Source organism: Pollutimonas bauzanensis, from assembly GCF_040393045.1.
In the GTDB taxonomy this organism is placed as follows: Bacteria; Pseudomonadota; Gammaproteobacteria; order Burkholderiales; family Burkholderiaceae_B; genus Pollutimonas; species Pollutimonas bauzanensis_A.
Genome location: NZ_JBEBUX010000038.1, coordinates 16,179 through 31,833 on the forward strand (window position 1 = coordinate 16,179; position 15,655 = coordinate 31,833).

Consider the following 15,655-nt stretch of genomic DNA (forward strand, 5'->3'; position numbering starts at 1 on the left):
TAGTCGCATACGATGAGTAAAACAGCGAGCGCTCGCAGCGCCGGCTTGTTAGATAATACTCCGGCGCTGCCAGATGACAACTTCCATCAAGATTGTCAGTCGATTAATGATTGTTTCTCGACTCTCCACGCTGCTGGATGATATCCAGATACAAGGTCGCAGGCTCCAGACAAGCACCTGTTCCATGCTGCCCTACCATGCTGCGGGAAATCTCTTCCCAAGGGGTTTGATTAAGCAGAACAGGTTTGACCCACGCCGCCTTGCGACGTGCAAATTCATCTTCGGTAACAAGCAAGTCGACACGGCAGTTATTCAGGTCTATCCGGATCATGTCGCCTGTATTGATAAGGGCTAGCCCGCCGCCGACTACGGCCTCTGGCGTCACGTTCAGGATAGAAGGGCTTGCCGATGTGCCGCTCTGGCGGCCGTCGCCCATGGTGGGCAAGGTGTCTATGCCTTTGGCCATCAAAGAAGCAGGCGGCTGCATGTTCACGACTTCTGCCCCACCTGGGTAGCCAACCGGCCCGCAGTTGCGAATGACAAGCAGCGACATCTCATCAACGCCAAGATCGGGACTCTCGATCCGCTCGTGGTAATCCTCGGGGCCTTCAAAAACGATCGCTTTCAAATCGACCACATTCGGATGCTGCGGATCGGACAAGAAACGCTTCCTGAAGTTTTCATCGATAACGCTGGTCTTGATCACGGCGCTGTCAAACAAGTTGCCGCTTAATACGATATAGCCGGCGGATTCCCGCAGAGGCGTCTGATACTCGCGAATCACATCATGATCCGCCTCCCCGACATCTTGCAGGTTATCTGCAACAGACTTTCCGGTTACCGTCAGCGCCTGGCCATTAAGCTTTCCAGCCTTGAGCAATTCTTTCATCACAGCCGGCACTCCGCCCGCACGATGAAATGCTTCGCCCAAGTAACGCCCGGCCGGCTGGCAATCCACCAGCAAGGGAATCTGCGGGCCAAGCCGCTGCCAATCGTCCAGCGTATGCTCCACCCCCATATGACGTGCAATGGCAATCATATGGACGGGACAGTTCGACGAGGCGCCCAACGCTGCAGCTGCGACCACAGCATTTTCAAACGCAGCTTTGGTCATGATGTCGGACGGCCGCAGGTTTTCATTGACCATGCCGACAATCCGGCGGCCAGTTTCGTAGGCCATCCAGCCTCGTTCGCGATAAGGGCCTGGAATTGCCGCGCACCCAGGCAAGGACATGCCCAGGACTTCCGCCAGGGAGTTCATCGATAAAGCCGTACCCATGGTGTTGCAATGCCCAACGGACGGCGCGGACGATGCAACATTATTCATGAATTCGTCGTAACCGATTTCGCCGGCCGAGAATCGTTTGCGCGCATCCCAGACGACCGTACCTGAACCTGCGAGCTTGCCGCGCCACCAACCATCCAGCATCGGACCACCGGACAAGACAATGGCCGGAATATTGACGGTAGCAGCGGCCATCAAGCACGCGGGCGTAGTTTTGTCGCAGCCGGTGGTAAGCACCACTCCATCCAAAGGATAGCCGTGCAGGACTTCCACCAGCCCAAGGTATGCCAGGTTGCGGTCCAAAGCGGCGGTCGGCCGCTTTCCTGTTTCCTGGATGGGATGTACGGGGAATTCGATAGGAATCCCTCCCATATCCCGTATCCCGTCCCGCACGCGAGTAGCAAGCTCTATATGATGGCGATTACATGGGGAAAGGTCGGATCCGGTCTGCGCAATCCCGATAATCGGCTTGCCCGACTGTAACTCCTCTCGTGTAATCCCGTAGTTCATATAACGTTCAAGATACAAAGCCGTCATACCCGGGTCCGACGGATTATCGAACCATCGGCGGCTGCGTAGCTGGGATTTTTCTGGTGTAGCCATTGCTGGATCCCCTTAGATGCTATGTCTGCAAAAATTGAATGGAACGGTCATTACAGCGCTTGGCCTTTTTTCGCTTCTGCCAAAATCGCATCGACAGTCGGTTCGCCGATCTTGACTTTCAAATCGGCCAAAATCGGGGCCAAATCTTCACGAATTTTCTCTTTTTCAGCAGTCGAAAATTCGGATACTTTCAAGCCATGATCTTTAAGATAGGCCAGCGCGGTAATATTGCCTTCACGGCTTTCTTTGCGCTGGAAGGTTTGCGCTTCTTTCGCTGCCTGTTCAATTACGCCTTTCTCATCAGCCGATAATCCATCCCACCATTTTTTCGACGCCAACAGCACAAACGGTGTGTAAACGTGATTGGAAATAGTCAGGTAGGGCTGGACTTCATAGAACTTGCTGGTTTGTATCGTGCTAAGCGGATTCTCTTGGCCATCGACTGTTTTAGTTTCAAGCGCAGTAAATAACTCGGTGAACGGCATGGGAATGGCATTAGCACCCAAGCCCTTGAATACGCTTAGCGCCACCTGGTTTTGCATCACGCGCAGCTTGATGCCTTCCAGGTCTTTGGCTTTTGAAATTTCATGACGCGAGTTGGTAATATTGCGAAAACCATTTTCCCAATACACAAGGCCGATCAGCCCCTTGTCGGTCAGCTTATCTAGCAGCTTCTTGCCTTCAGGGCCGTCCAGAACATAGTCGGCAACCTTCTCGTTATCGAACAGGAAAGGCAGATCGAACACGCCATATTCCTTGACCATGCCCGCCAGCGGCGCGGTGGACACAAAAGTCATTTCCTGAGAGCCGCCTATCAGGGCATTTTGCATTTGCTCATCGGAACCCAAGGCGCCGTTGCCATAGGTTTTGACGTTGATTTTGCCGTCACTTAATTGCTTAACTTGTTCGGCAAAGTAGCGGGTAGCCTTGCCCGTAGGGCTTTCATCAGCCAGCCCGTACCCGAAGCGAACGACACGCGTCTTGATATCCTTCGCCATGACGTCATGCGATGCAACACCCAAGGCTGCCACGGCAGCAAAACCCAAGACGGCATTCTTGAGGTTGAACGTTTTTTTAAATAGATTCGACATTTGTTTCCACCCTTTTTTAATTTACTTTTTTAATAAAACCAACGTAACGGAGCCAACACAATTTCTGGAAAAATAACCAACAATGCAATTAACCCGGTGTATGCCAAAACATATGGCCAAACCCCTTTGATAATGTCTTCCATCCTGATCTTTGCCACGCTGCAAACGACATTCAATACAGTGCCTACCGGCGGCGTCAACAAGCCGGTACATCCAACCATGATGAATATCACTCCGAAATAAGTGGGGTCTATGCCAGCCTTTTTAATCACAGGCATTAACACTGGCGCCAGGATCAAAATGGTAGGCGTCAAGTCCATCGCTGTCCCGATCAAAGTCAGCAAAATAACAATGCAGAACATCAGCAACATGGGCGATTCGACCAGCGGACCCAACATTTCAATAAGCGCCTGTGGAAGGTCGGCCAAGGTAATCATGTAAGACGTAACCAGGGCCGCCGCAACCAAAAACATGACAATGGCGGTGGTCATGGCCGCATTGACCAGCAAGGGATACAGGCTTTTGATGGTAATTTCTTTATAAATCACCATGCCAACAAACAAGGCATACACCGCAGCGACTGCAGCCGCCTCGGTCGGCGTAAAAATACCGCCGCGCAATCCGCCAATAATGATGATGGGCAGCATCAATGCCCAACCCGACTCTTTCATGGCTTTCGCACGAATGGGCCAAGGCTCTTTGGGGGAAGACTGTATTGTTTTGGACTTGGACGACACGCATGCCCATACCAGCACCAGCGTCAGCCCCATCAATAAGCCAGGCACAATGCCCGCCATGAACAGTTTGGTGACCGAGACGTTGGCAGCCACTCCAAAAATGATAAAGGAAATGGATGGCGGGATAATGGGCGCAATAATGCCGCCTGCGGCAATCAGGCCGGTCGCTTGATTCATGTCGTAGCCGCGACTGCGCAGCATGGGCACCAGCATGGCAGCCAGCGCGGCGGCATCGGCCACGGCCGAACCCGACAGCGCCGCCAACAGGATACTGGCCATAATGGCCACGTAGCCCAACCCGCCCTTTATATGCCCAACGAAAGTGCTGGCCAAAAATACCATGCGGCGCGACATGCCTCCCGCGTTCATGGCCTCGCCCGCCAACATGAAAAGAGGAACTGCCATCAACGCAAAGCTGTCTGCGCCGGTGAGCATATTCTGAGCAAGAATTTGGGTGTCGAAGAACGACAGATGAAACATCAACGCGATAGCGCTTAGCAGTAAGGCAAAAGCAATGGGCATGCCAAAAGCCATAAAGCCCAGTAGTACACCTACAAAAATCAATACGGTCATAACGCTCTATTCTTTTTTTAGTGAAGGCAATGGACAGATGAGTTTCAGATATCTTCGATGTAATCGAGAGACGTCAGAAACTTCGGGGCGTTTTCCACTACGGCAGGCGCGCGGATGGCGACAATCAGGTCAGCCACCAACATCATCGCCATCGCTACCGCGCTAAACCACACGGCGCCGCTGAAAACGGCAATAGGAACCCCAGCCACAGGCGTTATGGTGCTCAAGCCAATAATGGTTTGTGCCCACCCACCATCGATAAGCAGCCAAAGCACCGCCAGAATAATCAGCTGACGCACGACATGAATCAATTTCTGGGTCTTTATGGGCAGCCTGACCACCATCATATTTACGGCCAGATGCTGCTTGGATCGAAAAGCCAGAACTGAGCCGATAAAAATCAGCCAGACAAAAGTCATGCGTGCTACTTCTTCAGAAATCATGATTCCCGAATTGAAGGCATAACGCATGACGACATTGCCAAACACCAGAATCAGCATTAACAACAAGCACAAAGCCATCGCCATTGCCAGCAGGCGAAACATGGCGTCTCCTACTTTTTTTACGACGACTGTGGCGCCGCCTTTATTGTTTTGGTCCATTGTTTGTCTCGATATGGATATTATTTTTTCTTAAAAACTGCCTGGCTTCCAATAGCACTGGAAGCCAGGCAGCAACACATAACCGGTCAGGGCATGTACTGGCCGCCGTTGACCTCAATGATCTGGCCGGTCACATAGCCGGATTGGCTATTCGATGCCAAGTAGACGAACGCGCCCACGCATTCCTGCGCGACCCCGAACCGCCCCATGGGAATAGATGAGCGCATGGCTTCCAGCTGCTCAGGCGTCGTGAACTTTTCGTGGAATGGCGTCGTGATGACGCCTGGGGCAACAGCATTGACGCGTATCTTGCGGGGTATCAATTCCTTTGCCAATCCTTTGGTAATGGTGCTGACAAAGCCCTTGGATCCCGCGTACAGGCTCGATCCTGGCCCTCCGCCATTACGGGCAGCGACACTGGTCAGGTTGATAATCGAAGAGCCTTCCGGCATGTGCGGCACAGCAAACTTACTGCACATCAGTACCGAGCGCACATTCAAATTGACGACATCATCAAATACATCGTCGTTCATATCGGTAATAGGCACCCGCTTAACCAAGGCGCCCGCATTGTTGACCAGGATGTCGATGCGGCCGAATTTCTTGATGGTTGCTGCAACCACGCTTTCACAAGCGCTGGTGCTGTGCAGATCGCCCTGTACTGTCAAGGCACGCTGCCCTGTCGCGTCGATATCGTCGGCCACCGCCTTGGCGGCATCGGGGGACGAAAAATAGTGCACCACAACGCTGGCGCCCAACTTACCAAATTCTTTGGCAACAGCCGCTCCAATGCCTGTAGAAGCCCCGGTTATCAGCACCACCTTGTCTTTTAAATCACTCATACTGCACCTCCTGGCGAGACATTTTTTTATAAAGCGCAATGAAAATCGGCAGTACCCAAACCGCAATGGCGAGTATTCCCAAACCAGCAGCGATAGGCCGGCTAAAGAACATCAGGAAATCGCCGTCTGCCTTGATCATCGAAAACACAAAGTTTTCCTCTAGCATGCCGCCCAACACCACACCCAGCACAGCAGGCGCGATAGGGATTTCATTTTCTTCCATCAAATAAGCCAACAGGCCTATGCACAGCATGACGACTACGTCGAAAATGCTGTTATTAATGGCAAACACACCCACAATGCAAAAGATCAAGATTAAGGGCATCAAGATATTCCTGGGCACATTCAGAACTTTCTGAGCCAGCTTGACCGCCAGATACCCCAGAGGCAGCATGATGATATTGGCCAGGATAAAGACCAGGAAAATTGCATATATTTCCACGGGACTATTGGTGAATATCATGGGGCCCGGCACCAGGTTTTTCATGTACAGCACACCAATGACGATGGCAGTAATGGAATCGCCCGGTATCCCGAACACCAAGGCGGGAATCCATGCGCCAGCCAAGGCAGAATTATTGGCGGCGCCTGCCTCAACAATACCTTCCACATGGCCCGTGCCAAATTTTTCCGGTTCTTTGGAAAAACGCTTACTGATACCGTAAGACATCCAGGCTGCAATATCAGCGCCCGCACCTGGCAGCGCCCCCACCGCGGTACCCAGGCTGCAGCCCCGCAATATTGAAGCGGGATACTTCTTGGTCAAGCCCCACATGCCAGAAAAAATATTGCCAACCTGGGCTGTTATTACCACCTTCTTTTGCTCAGAATCGGTGGCATATCGCAAAACCTCTGAAATGGCGAACATGCCCACCATCATGGGCAATAGCGTCACGCCGTTAAGCATGTCTTCGCTGCCAAAGGTAAAGCGCGGAAAGGCCGACGGGTTATTCATCCCCACACAAGCCAGCAACAGCCCAATCAGCAGCGAGACAAAGCCCTTCAGCGTGCTGGCAGGCGAAATAAAAATGGCGCACGACAAGCCCAGAACCACCAACCAGAAAAACTCGTACGAGGAAAAGTTAAGGGCGAAGTCGGCCAGTACCGGCGCTGCAACGATCAGGACAAACGTGCCGAACAAGCCGCCGACAAAGGAAAAAACTATGCTCGCTCCCAAGGCTGTATTGGCCTGACCTTTTTTGGTCATGTTATAGGCCTCATCGGTATAGGCCGCCGACGAGGGAGTACCGGGAATACGTAATAAGCAGCCGGGAATATCGCCCGAAGTAATTGCCATCGCCGTTGCGGTGACCATCATCGCAATTGCGGGCACCGGGTCCATAAAAAACGTGATAGGCACCAGCAGCGCCACCGCCATGGTCGCGCTCAAGCCCGGCACCGCCCCCACAAACAAGCCAAATATGGCGGCAATGAGTATGACGCCCAGTACAAATGGGTCCGATATGAGTTGAACGGCAGCTAGAAAATGAGTCAATACCATGGCATCACCACGCAACCGTTTCAAGCAGGCCCCAAGGCAGCGGCACCATGAGTATGCTGTAGAACATAAAATGAATCAGCAGAGCGCCTATCACCGCAACAATAATGGCGGTTAGCCAGCGCACTTTGAATGCCAGGAACAACACCAACAGCAACAGGCCGGCGGTTAACAGAAACCCCAGAAAATCGGCCATTACAAAGTAAAACGCCAACGAAGCCGGTACTAACAAAAAGCGGAACACCGCTGCTTTATCATGCAACCAGGCTGGCATGGCCATGGGAGGTTCATTTTTTTTGTTTTTTATTCCTTGCACTATCAGCAACACTGAACATATCAGCATCCCAATTCCGATCGCTTTAGGAAACAGGCCTGCACCAAAATTCTGGCCAGGAATAGGTGGAAAAGACAAGGCCATATACAAGACAAAAATCGAAAAAATGCCTAGCATCAAGCCAATAAGTGCGTCATTAACTTTCATTGTTGCTCGCAAAGGAAACAAGAAGCCCGGCCTTAAGGCGCCAGCGCCAGGCTTCTTTGAAGTTTGACAATGGAACTTACTTGGCGGGTTCGCGCGCCATGCCTATTGCAGAGATCACCTCACCTAAATCGTGTTCCGATTTCTGCATGAAAGCGCCATATTCCGCCCCCCCTGCGTACCCAATGCCATAGCCGCGCTGCTTCATGAAGTCTTTGAATTCCTGGCTTTCATTGATGTTCTTCAGGGCGACCACCAGCTTCTCGGTGACATCGGCAGGAAGGTTTTTAGGCCCCGCAATACCGCGCCATACGCCGATAGTCCAATCACTGCCTATGGTCTCCATCAAAGTCGGTACATCGGGATAGAGCGCCTCGCGCTCTTTAGCCATGACAGCAAGCGGCCTGGCCTTGCCAGCATCTATCATGGAGCGCGCTTCGGGCAGCGACGTCGGCACGATATCGACACCGCCAGCAACCAGCTCCAGCATGGCAGGCGCCGCGCCATTGGACGGAATGAAAGGCACATCGATAGGATTGAGTTTGATGTTTTTCAACAAGCCAGCTATGGCGATATGCCAAATCCCGCCCTGCCCGGTTCCGGACGCCTTCAACTTGCCCGGATTGGCTTTAATAGCAGCAACCAATTCAGCCATGGTTTTATAAGGGGAATCGGCACTGACGGAGACACCCGCAGGGTCGACATTCATGAGCGCCAACGGGGTGTAGTCGGCGGGCGACAGATTGGTCAGGCCCTGGCGCTTCATCATGGCGATTTCAACCGTCAGCATGCCCAGCGTGTAGCCATCGGGCTTGGCTTTGGCGATAGCGGAATGACCCACCACACCATTGCCGCCAGTGCGATTCACCACGTTTACAGGCTGGCCCAGTTCCTTTTCCAATTGCGCGGCAATAATCCGGGCCGTTGCGTCTGTTCCGCCACCTGCACCCCATGGAACGATCATGGTGATAGGCCTTTCCGGCCAGGCGGCCTGGGCGGTGCCAACCACCAAGCCAGCAACAATAATCAGTGCGGACTTAAGCAAAAATTGATTTTTCATTTGTCTCTCTCCGATTTTTTTGAATGTACGGTTATGTACTTTTACTGCCTTGCTCGTTGAACAACTCTGGTCGACGCAACGGTTTTGGTGCCGTTATTATTTAGCAGACGCAACTACCACTGACTGCGGCAAAGGCGTCTTGATCCATTTTTCAAACAACTTATTGAATTCCCCATTTTCCACATTAATCTTGATGAATTGATTCACTGCCATGAGCAGTTCAGGACGCTCGTACTGCATCGTAATACCCATAAGCTGCTCATTAATCGTGTATTTGATCTGGTATTTACCTGGATAACGTTTATCAACATCTCCGGCAATAACTGACGAAGTACCCACTGCGTCCACCTGCCCGACTATCATGGCCTGCAGCGCTGTTGCATCATCATCAAAGCGGCGGATGTTGGTACCTTTGGGCGCTACTTTCATGACGCCAATATCTGTTGTGCTGGCGCGCGGCACCCCTATCCGGTAGCTGATGAAATCTTCCGGAGTCTTGATCTTGGTTTGTTCAGGCCCTAGAAGCACCATGCTGGCAGCCGAATAGGGGTTGGAAAACTGCACCTGCTTTACTCGTTCCGGCGTAATAGCCAACGAGGCAACCAACAAATCGGTTTTATCAGTCAGCAGATATGGGATGCGATTGGGGCCGGTTACCGGAACCAGCTCCAGCTTGACACCCAGATGCTTGGCCAGCATTTTGGCGACATCAGCGTCATATCCATCGGGCTGGTTGGCTTCATTGGTAATCCCATAGGGTGGGAAATCGACCACAATGCCAACCTTGATCACGCCGTGCTGCTTGATCTTGTCCAGCTGATTCTGCGCGTGGGCTGCCATCGAACCAAGCGTGATCGCTGCAGCCCCTATGACAGTCATCGTCTTTGTCACTAATCTATTCTTCAACAACCTACCTGCCATTGCATATCTCCATCCATCGTTTTTTTAGTCAGCAAAAAGGCGGCAACACCGATGCCGCCTTTAGACCGCGTTAATCCAGCAGGGCGGCGTCCCAGGCATGGACTTTCTGTTCCTGCTCTCCCAACCCTTCAATACCGAGGCGCATGACATCCCCCGCCTTCAGGTACAAAGGCGGCTTTTGGCCCAAACCGACGCCGGGAGGCGTACCGGTTGAAATCAGATCGCCGGGATATAACGTGGTGAACTGGCTGATGTAGTGAATCAAATAGGCCACATCGAAAATCATGGTCTTGGTGCTGCCATCCTGAAAACGCTTACCGTTGACGTCCAGCCACATCGCCAGATTCTGCGGATCGGCAACTTCATCGGCCGTAACCAGCCACGGCCCGATAGGGCCAAATGTGTCGCATCCTTTACCCTTATCCCAGGTACCGCCGCGTTCGATCTGGTATTCACGCTCCGACACATCATTGACGACGCAATAACCGGCAACATATTTCAATGCGTCTTCCAGACTGACGTAACGCGCCTTGGTCCCTATGACAACCCCAAGCTCCACTTCCCAATCGGTCTTGACCGATGTCTTGGGCATTACGACTGGATCATTAGGGCCCGAAGGCAAGGACCACTTGTTGAACAAGATAGGCTCTTTGGGTACCTCGGCACCGGTTTCAGCAGCATGGTCGCTATAGTTCAAACCCACACAAATGAATTTACCCAGCCCAGAATATGGCGTACCGATCCGCCCGGGGTTCTCCACCACCGGCAAGCTGTTTACTTCAACGGCCTGCAAGCTTTTCAATTGTTCAGGGCTCAAGGTTTGTGCACTGATGTCAGACAGCTTGCTCGACAAATCGCGTACCTTGCCTTGCGCGTCCAGGCATCCAGGCTTTTCTTTTCCAACAGGTCCATAACGCAGTAGTTTCATACTTCTTCCTTTTTTGAATTAAATAATCAGTTGGACCAGCCGCCATCAATGACTTGCGTGGTGCCAGTAGTAAACGAGGATTCGTCGGAGGCCAGGTATACCGCCAGCGCGGCAATTTCTTGCGGCCTGCCGACACGGCCGATAGGTTGGCGAGCCACGAAGGCTGCATGTATTTCTTCCTGGCTTTTGCCATACTTGCTGGCCTGCGAAGCGATACGGCCTTTAAGCGACGGGGACTCCACTGTGCCCGGGCAGATCGCATTGCAGCGTATGCCCTGCGATACAAAATCGGCCGCCACAGCCTTGGTCAGGCCTATGACAGCCGCCTTGGTCGTGCCATACACAAAGCGATTAGGCACGCCTTTGATGCTGGAAGCCGCCGACGCCATGTTGATAATGGAACCGTGCTGACGTTGCAGCATGCCCGGCAGAAATGCACGGATCATGTGATACATGGCCGTGACATTCAAATCCACAGAAAAATTCCACGCGTCCAGATCGCAGTCCAGAATGGAGCCGTCATGCACATACCCAGCGCAATTGAACAATACGTCGATGCCGCCTAGTTCGGCGGCCAAGGCCGCGATCTCGTCCGGCTTGGTGACGTCAAGGCGACGAACCTGGCAGTTCTGCAAACTGGTCAGCAACTTCTCGTTGATATCCGTGGCGATGACCTGCGCGCCTTGCGCGACAAACGCCTCAACGGTTGCCCTGCCTATCCCTTGCCCCGCCGCTGTCACCAGGGCAATTTTTCCTGCTAAACGACCTGCCATTATTTACTCCAAGTGCGAAAATCTTCAGATTGAGCGCCCTATACGCCCAACCCCTTTCCATTAATCAGCGCGCGCCTTGCGTTACTTCCCGGCGCTCAAAACATTTTCTGGCAAAGGCGAACCATGATGTTTTTCATAGATATCGTTCAGCTTGCCGTTCTTTAGATTGGTCCGCACCCAGCTATCGACCCAGGTTTTGAGTTCGGTGCTTTTCTTGTCCAGCCCAATACCCAACATGGCGGTAGACAACAAAACTTTGGGCTCCATGCTTTTCTCTGGTGACTTCGCGTTAATGGCCTTCAGCAACGGCGGGGCCGTCGCAAAAATATCGCCCTGACCGCTGATCACCGCAGTAATCGACGTTGCGTCGTCATCGAAGCGAAGGATGTTGGTGCCCGGCAAAGCTTGCTTGGTAATAGCAATGTCGTTGGTTGTGCCGCGTGTCGAAATGACGGTTTTGCCAACCAGATCTTGCAGGGTTTTGATACTTGAGTTTTTAGGCGCACCCACCACTGCCTGGATCGCTGCGTAAGGCACTGAGAACGCAACCACTTTCTCGCGCTCCGGTGTGATGGAGAAACTCGCCACCACCAAATCGGCCTTGTTCGTCAACAGAAAGGGAACACGATTCGCACCAGTGGTAGGTACGACTTCCAGCGCCACGCCCAAGTCCTTGGCCAGCAGCTCGGCGGTCTCCACATCTGAGCCTATGGGCTTGAGCGTGGCGTCTTTGGTACCGAAAGGCGGCGCGCCCAGGTCAATTGCGACACGTATCACTTTATTGCTCTTGATTGTGCTCAAGTCATCAGCCTGTGCCGACAGGCAAGCGAAGCCCAGCGCGCCAGCCAAAACTCCCAGCCCCAAGAAACGGGATACGGCTTTATTCGTGCGGATTTCTTTTATATTCGTTGTCATTGCGTCTCTCTCCTGATGATATCTATCCTGATGCTCGCATCTTTCCTGCAGCGTCAGGAGCCGAACTACAAACCGTTGCCCACGAACTCCTGCAGTTCTTTTGTGGCCGGGTTCTTAAGGATCTCGCTGCCGCCCTCTTCCCAAACCTGCCCTTGATGCATGAACACAACGCGATGAGCGAGCCGGTAGGCAAAGGCCATTTCATGCGTCACCAAAACCATGGTCATGCCTTTGACTGCCAATGCCTCGATGACTTTAAGCACCTCGCCTGTCAACTGGGGATCCAATGCCGACGTCACCTCGTCGAACAGCATGAGCTGAGGATCCATGGCAAGGGAACGGGCTATCGCCACGCGTTGCTGTTGCCCTCCGGATAACTGTTCCGGGTAAGCCCCGCACTTCTCGGCCAGTCCGACCTGGGCCAACACTTTCTCGGCAAGTTCACGAGCCTCGGGCCTGGCCAGTTTTTTGACATGAACAAGCGCCAAGGTAATGTTCTGCAAAACAGTCAAATGCGGGAAAAGGTTATAGCTTTGGAAAACGATGCCGACGTCCCGTCGCAGATTACGTACATTCTTGCGATCTGCACTGAGCTTATGGCCGCATACGGTGATTTCACCTTCATCGATGGTTTCCAAGTAGTTCATGCAGCGCAGCGCCGTACTTTTCCCCGAGCCGCTTTGGCCGATCACCGCCAGGATTTCTCCTTTATTGACGGAAAGCGAGATCCCTTTGAGCACCTGCTGATCGCCAAATTTCTTGTGCACATTCTTAAGTTCAACTACGGGCGACATTGAGCCTCCTTTCCAGTCTCTGGCTCCAGCGGGATAAGGGATAGCAAATAAGGAAATACAAGAAAGCCGCACAGCCAAAATACAAGAAAGGTTCGAATGTGGAGTTATTCAGTATTTTTGCGTTGTAAGAGAGTTCTGCATACCCGATAACCAGCGATGCAATAGATGTGTTTTTGACAATCTGAACCATAAAGCCAACAGTGGGCGGGGTAGCTATGCGCAAGGCTTGCGGCAAAACCACCATGACCATGCGCTGGAAGCGGCTTAACCCCAGGCACTCTGCGGCTTCCCACTGGTTTTTTGCGACAGATTCGATGCACCCGCGCCATATCTCGCCAAAAAAGGCGCTCGACTGAATCGTCAAGGCAAGCGTAGCGGCAAACAAGGCAGGCACGCTACTAATGCCTAAAAGGTTGGGGCCATAAAAACACACGCCCATCAGGACCAGCAACGGCGTGCCCTGGATAATCTGGATATACGCAGACGCCAAGCGTCGAATCGTGCCGGCTGGCGACACCCGGGACAGTGCTACCAACAACCCCAGCATGCCGGCGAAGACAAAGGTCAGGCATGACAGCACAATCGTTCCCCAAGCCCCATGCAATAGATACTCAAACTGTTGTGAAGTCATCATGCGCGCGGCCCCTTACAGTGGCGTGCCAAGCTTGCGCCGGCGTACGAACACCAATTGGGCGATCAGCCAGAATACGGCTCGAACCATCACGGACAGGATCAGGTAAACGACCCACAGCACGATAAAGACTTCGAAGTTTCTGAAGGTATTGGCCTGTACTGAATTGGACACGCCGAATAGCTCGTTAGCGCCAACTGCCGACAAGATACTGGTTACCAACATCAACAATACGTACTGGCTGGTCAATGCCGGATAGACCCGTTCTATAGCCGGACGCAAGACAATGTGCCAATAGACCTGGACAGGCGACAGGCCGAGGCATTCCGCCGCCTCGAGCTGCCCCTTATGGACCGACTCAATCCCCGCCCGAACGATTTCACAGGTATAGGCGCCAATATTGATCACCAAGGCCAGGATGGCGCCTACCATGATGGGCATTCTGATGCCCACATTCGCCATCCCGAATATCAGGAAATAACTTTGTATCAACAGGGGCGTATTGCGAATGACTTCAACGTAGACGCCCACTGCCCTGCGCAGCCAATCGGGGCCGCCGCTGCGGGCAACCGCGCACAGCACGCCTATGACGAAGCCTACAAGAGTCGCCCAAAACGACATCTGCAATGTTGTCCAGGCACCATCTAAAAACATGGGCCAGTAGGCAAGCACACTTTGAAAATCAAACTCGTAGGTCATTTGATTCCTGATAAATGATACGTGGGCCTTGTCGCGTGGAGGGAACGCCTGAAATGATGTCTGCCTTTTTTATTTATGAAATTGGTTTTCTTATATATAAAGCTATCCTAAGCCACTAAAGATTCTCCATCAACAGATACACCCTTGTTTTTTATTAGGGATTTCCCTTTCATCGTAGAGATAGTCCTATAACAGGCATAGAATTCAATAAATTCACCATGAATTTAATTTCTTATATAAAATCAATTTTCTTATATGAAATAATTTAGGCTATTATTTAGCCTTGGGTGGACAACGCTTACGGTCATTGCGTGTGCCCTTCCTTTAAACCTGCCTCGACACCGGATCAAAAATGAGCGACCTGCCACAAGAAGAAACCCCGGAAGCGGTTGTCTCAGCCGAACCAAAAGGCATTCGCTATGCCGCGCCGGCATTGGAAAAAGGATTGGATATTCTCGAAGCGCTCAGCGAGACCTCTGAAGGCTACACGCTCAACGAGCTCTGCCAGGCGCTGGGGCGCAATGTCAATGAGATATTCCGTATGGCCGTTACCCTGCAGCGCCGGGGCTACATCCAGGCTGACCAGAATGACCGCTACACCCTAACGCTAAAAATGTTCCAGCTGGCACAGCGCCAACAACCCATCAAGTCCCTGGTAAGCACCGCCCTGCCCTTATTGCACGAGCTGGCCGAACGGGCGCGCCAGTCCTGTCACTTGTCTATTTTTCAGAATGGAAGGGTAATCATCATTGCGCAAGTAGACAGCCCGGAACGTTGGTCTTTCGGATTGAAAATCGGCGTAGTAATGGGATTGACCGATACCTCATCGGGCCATGTTTTGCTGGCCTATCAAGACGAAGTCGAACGCACACGCATGCTCAGCAGCCACATCCGCGTCGAGGGCGAACTGCAAATGGACCCTGGCCAGCTATTTGCCTTGTTAAAAGAGGTGCGTGTCCAAGGTTATGCATCGATGCCCAGCATCCAGATCCAGGGCATCACCAATATTGCCTTTCCCATCCTTAGCATGGGCGGAAAAGTGGTGGCAGCGGTCAACATACCCCACATTGCCCGCATCGACGGCACACTCCGTCCGGACATTGAGCAAATCAAAGGGATCATGACCAATATCTGCGGCCGCTTGTCAGCCCGCATGGGATACGATTCCGAGTCAGCCTAAGTTCCGATAAGCGCCAGGCGTACTACCTGTCGAGTTCTTGAATGC

16 protein-coding genes are annotated in these 15,655 nt (G+C 52.5%); 1 reads left to right on the plus strand and 15 read right to left on the minus strand.

Translation table 11 applies throughout. The features are described from left to right. Window positions 1-103 precede the first annotated feature (103 nt). The 15 genes from ABWO67_RS08035 to ABWO67_RS08105 all read right to left on the minus strand — a co-directional run bounded on the left by ABWO67_RS08035 (window position 104) and on the right by ABWO67_RS08105 (window position 14,430). A complete protein-coding gene (locus ABWO67_RS08035; RefSeq protein WP_353150069.1) occupies window positions 104-1,888 on the minus strand; it encodes an IlvD/Edd family dehydratase in 1,785 nt (594 codons plus the stop codon). A gap of 50 nt (window positions 1,889-1,938) precedes the next feature. Then, window positions 1,939-2,979 carry a TRAP transporter substrate-binding protein gene (locus tag ABWO67_RS08040; RefSeq protein WP_353150071.1) on the minus strand — a complete coding sequence of 347 codons (1,041 nt, stop codon included), beginning with the start codon at window positions 2,977-2,979 and terminating at the stop codon, window positions 1,939-1,941. 29 nt (window positions 2,980-3,008) lie between these two features. Then, window positions 3,009-4,289: a TRAP transporter large permease subunit gene (locus tag ABWO67_RS08045; RefSeq protein WP_353150073.1), complete on the minus strand. Its 1,281-nt coding sequence runs from the start codon at window positions 4,287-4,289 to the stop codon at window positions 3,009-3,011. A gap of 44 nt (window positions 4,290-4,333) precedes the next feature. Next, complete coding sequence (locus ABWO67_RS08050) at window positions 4,334-4,891, minus strand: TRAP transporter small permease (protein ID WP_353150076.1); 558 nt, start codon at window positions 4,889-4,891, stop codon at window positions 4,334-4,336. Between the two features lie 86 nt (window positions 4,892-4,977). Beyond that, window positions 4,978-5,733: an SDR family NAD(P)-dependent oxidoreductase gene (locus tag ABWO67_RS08055; RefSeq protein WP_353150079.1), complete on the minus strand. Its 756-nt coding sequence runs from the start codon at window positions 5,731-5,733 to the stop codon at window positions 4,978-4,980. Further along, the gene (locus ABWO67_RS08060) at window positions 5,726-7,234 is read right to left on the minus strand and encodes a tripartite tricarboxylate transporter permease (protein WP_353150081.1); all 1,509 of its coding nucleotides are present in this window, start codon (window positions 7,232-7,234) and stop codon (window positions 5,726-5,728) included. The genes ABWO67_RS08055 and ABWO67_RS08060 overlap by 8 nt, the downstream gene beginning before the upstream one ends. A gap of 4 nt (window positions 7,235-7,238) precedes the next feature. Then, window positions 7,239-7,712 carry a tripartite tricarboxylate transporter TctB family protein gene (locus ABWO67_RS08065; protein WP_353150083.1) on the minus strand — a complete coding sequence of 158 codons (474 nt, stop codon included), beginning with the start codon at window positions 7,710-7,712 and terminating at the stop codon, window positions 7,239-7,241. A gap of 76 nt (window positions 7,713-7,788) precedes the next feature. Continuing rightward, a complete protein-coding gene (locus ABWO67_RS08070) occupies window positions 7,789-8,769 on the minus strand; it encodes a tripartite tricarboxylate transporter substrate binding protein (protein WP_353150086.1) in 981 nt (326 codons plus the stop codon). 96 nt (window positions 8,770-8,865) lie between these two features. Beyond that, on the minus strand, window positions 8,866-9,690 hold the full coding sequence (locus tag ABWO67_RS08075; RefSeq protein ID WP_502929984.1) for a transporter substrate-binding domain-containing protein: 825 nt from the start codon (window positions 9,688-9,690) through the stop codon (window positions 8,866-8,868). 70 nt (window positions 9,691-9,760) lie between these two features. Next, window positions 9,761-10,618 carry a fumarylacetoacetate hydrolase family protein gene (locus ABWO67_RS08080; protein ID WP_353150091.1) on the minus strand — a complete coding sequence of 286 codons (858 nt, stop codon included), beginning with the start codon at window positions 10,616-10,618 and terminating at the stop codon, window positions 9,761-9,763. Window positions 10,619-10,644: 26 nt separating this feature from the next. Further along, window positions 10,645-11,391, minus strand: a complete 747-nt coding sequence (locus ABWO67_RS08085) for an SDR family oxidoreductase (RefSeq protein WP_353150094.1) — start codon at window positions 11,389-11,391, stop codon at window positions 10,645-10,647. Between the two features lie 81 nt (window positions 11,392-11,472). Continuing rightward, window positions 11,473-12,306, minus strand: a complete 834-nt coding sequence (locus ABWO67_RS08090; RefSeq protein ID WP_353150097.1) for a transporter substrate-binding domain-containing protein — start codon at window positions 12,304-12,306, stop codon at window positions 11,473-11,475. 65 nt (window positions 12,307-12,371) lie between these two features. Continuing rightward, window positions 12,372-13,100, minus strand: coding sequence for an amino acid ABC transporter ATP-binding protein (locus ABWO67_RS08095; RefSeq protein ID WP_353150100.1), 729 nt, complete (start codon window positions 13,098-13,100; stop codon window positions 12,372-12,374). Beyond that, a complete protein-coding gene (locus ABWO67_RS08100) occupies window positions 13,084-13,731 on the minus strand; it encodes an amino acid ABC transporter permease (RefSeq protein WP_353150109.1) in 648 nt (215 codons plus the stop codon). The genes ABWO67_RS08095 and ABWO67_RS08100 overlap by 17 nt, the downstream gene beginning before the upstream one ends. A gap of 15 nt (window positions 13,732-13,746) precedes the next feature. Continuing rightward, window positions 13,747-14,430 (minus strand): amino acid ABC transporter permease, encoded by a 684-nt coding sequence (locus ABWO67_RS08105; RefSeq protein WP_353150103.1) that lies wholly within the window; start codon window positions 14,428-14,430, stop codon window positions 13,747-13,749. A gap of 352 nt (window positions 14,431-14,782) precedes the next feature. On the opposite strand from ABWO67_RS08105, the gene ABWO67_RS08110 reads away from it, so the two are divergent. Further along, window positions 14,783-15,610 (plus strand): IclR family transcriptional regulator, encoded by an 828-nt coding sequence (locus ABWO67_RS08110; protein WP_353150106.1) that lies wholly within the window; start codon window positions 14,783-14,785, stop codon window positions 15,608-15,610. Window positions 15,611-15,655: the final 45 nt, after the last annotated feature.

Coding starts and splice junctions, on each gene's coding strand:
- ABWO67_RS08035 (WP_353150069.1), bottom strand. CDS start 1,888: ATGGCTACACCAGAAAAATCCCAGCTACGCAGCCGCCGATGGTTCGAT.
- ABWO67_RS08040 (WP_353150071.1), bottom strand. CDS start 2,979: ATGTCGAATCTATTTAAAAAAACGTTCAACCTCAAGAATGCCGTCTTG.
- ABWO67_RS08045 (WP_353150073.1), bottom strand. CDS start 4,289: ATGACCGTATTGATTTTTGTAGGTGTACTACTGGGCTTTATGGCTTTT.
- ABWO67_RS08050 (WP_353150076.1), bottom strand. CDS start 4,891: ATGGACCAAAACAATAAAGGCGGCGCCACAGTCGTCGTAAAAAAAGTA.
- ABWO67_RS08055 (WP_353150079.1), bottom strand. CDS start 5,733: ATGAGTGATTTAAAAGACAAGGTGGTGCTGATAACCGGGGCTTCTACA.
- ABWO67_RS08060 (WP_353150081.1), bottom strand. CDS start 7,234: ATGGTATTGACTCATTTTCTAGCTGCCGTTCAACTCATATCGGACCCA.
- ABWO67_RS08065 (WP_353150083.1), bottom strand. CDS start 7,712: ATGAAAGTTAATGACGCACTTATTGGCTTGATGCTAGGCATTTTTTCG.
- ABWO67_RS08070 (WP_353150086.1), bottom strand. CDS start 8,769: ATGAAAAATCAATTTTTGCTTAAGTCCGCACTGATTATTGTTGCTGGC.
- ABWO67_RS08075 (WP_502929984.1), bottom strand. CDS start 9,690: ATGGCAGGTAGGTTGTTGAAGAATAGATTAGTGACAAAGACGATGACT.
- ABWO67_RS08080 (WP_353150091.1), bottom strand. CDS start 10,618: ATGAAACTACTGCGTTATGGACCTGTTGGAAAAGAAAAGCCTGGATGC.
- ABWO67_RS08085 (WP_353150094.1), bottom strand. CDS start 11,391: ATGGCAGGTCGTTTAGCAGGAAAAATTGCCCTGGTGACAGCGGCGGGG.
- ABWO67_RS08090 (WP_353150097.1), bottom strand. CDS start 12,306: ATGACAACGAATATAAAAGAAATCCGCACGAATAAAGCCGTATCCCGT.
- ABWO67_RS08095 (WP_353150100.1), bottom strand. CDS start 13,100: ATGTCGCCCGTAGTTGAACTTAAGAATGTGCACAAGAAATTTGGCGAT.
- ABWO67_RS08100 (WP_353150109.1), bottom strand. CDS start 13,731: ATGACTTCACAACAGTTTGAGTATCTATTGCATGGGGCTTGGGGAACG.
- ABWO67_RS08105 (WP_353150103.1), bottom strand. CDS start 14,430: ATGACCTACGAGTTTGATTTTCAAAGTGTGCTTGCCTACTGGCCCATG.
- ABWO67_RS08110 (WP_353150106.1), top strand. CDS start 14,783: ATGAGCGACCTGCCACAAGAAGAAACCCCGGAAGCGGTTGTCTCAGCC.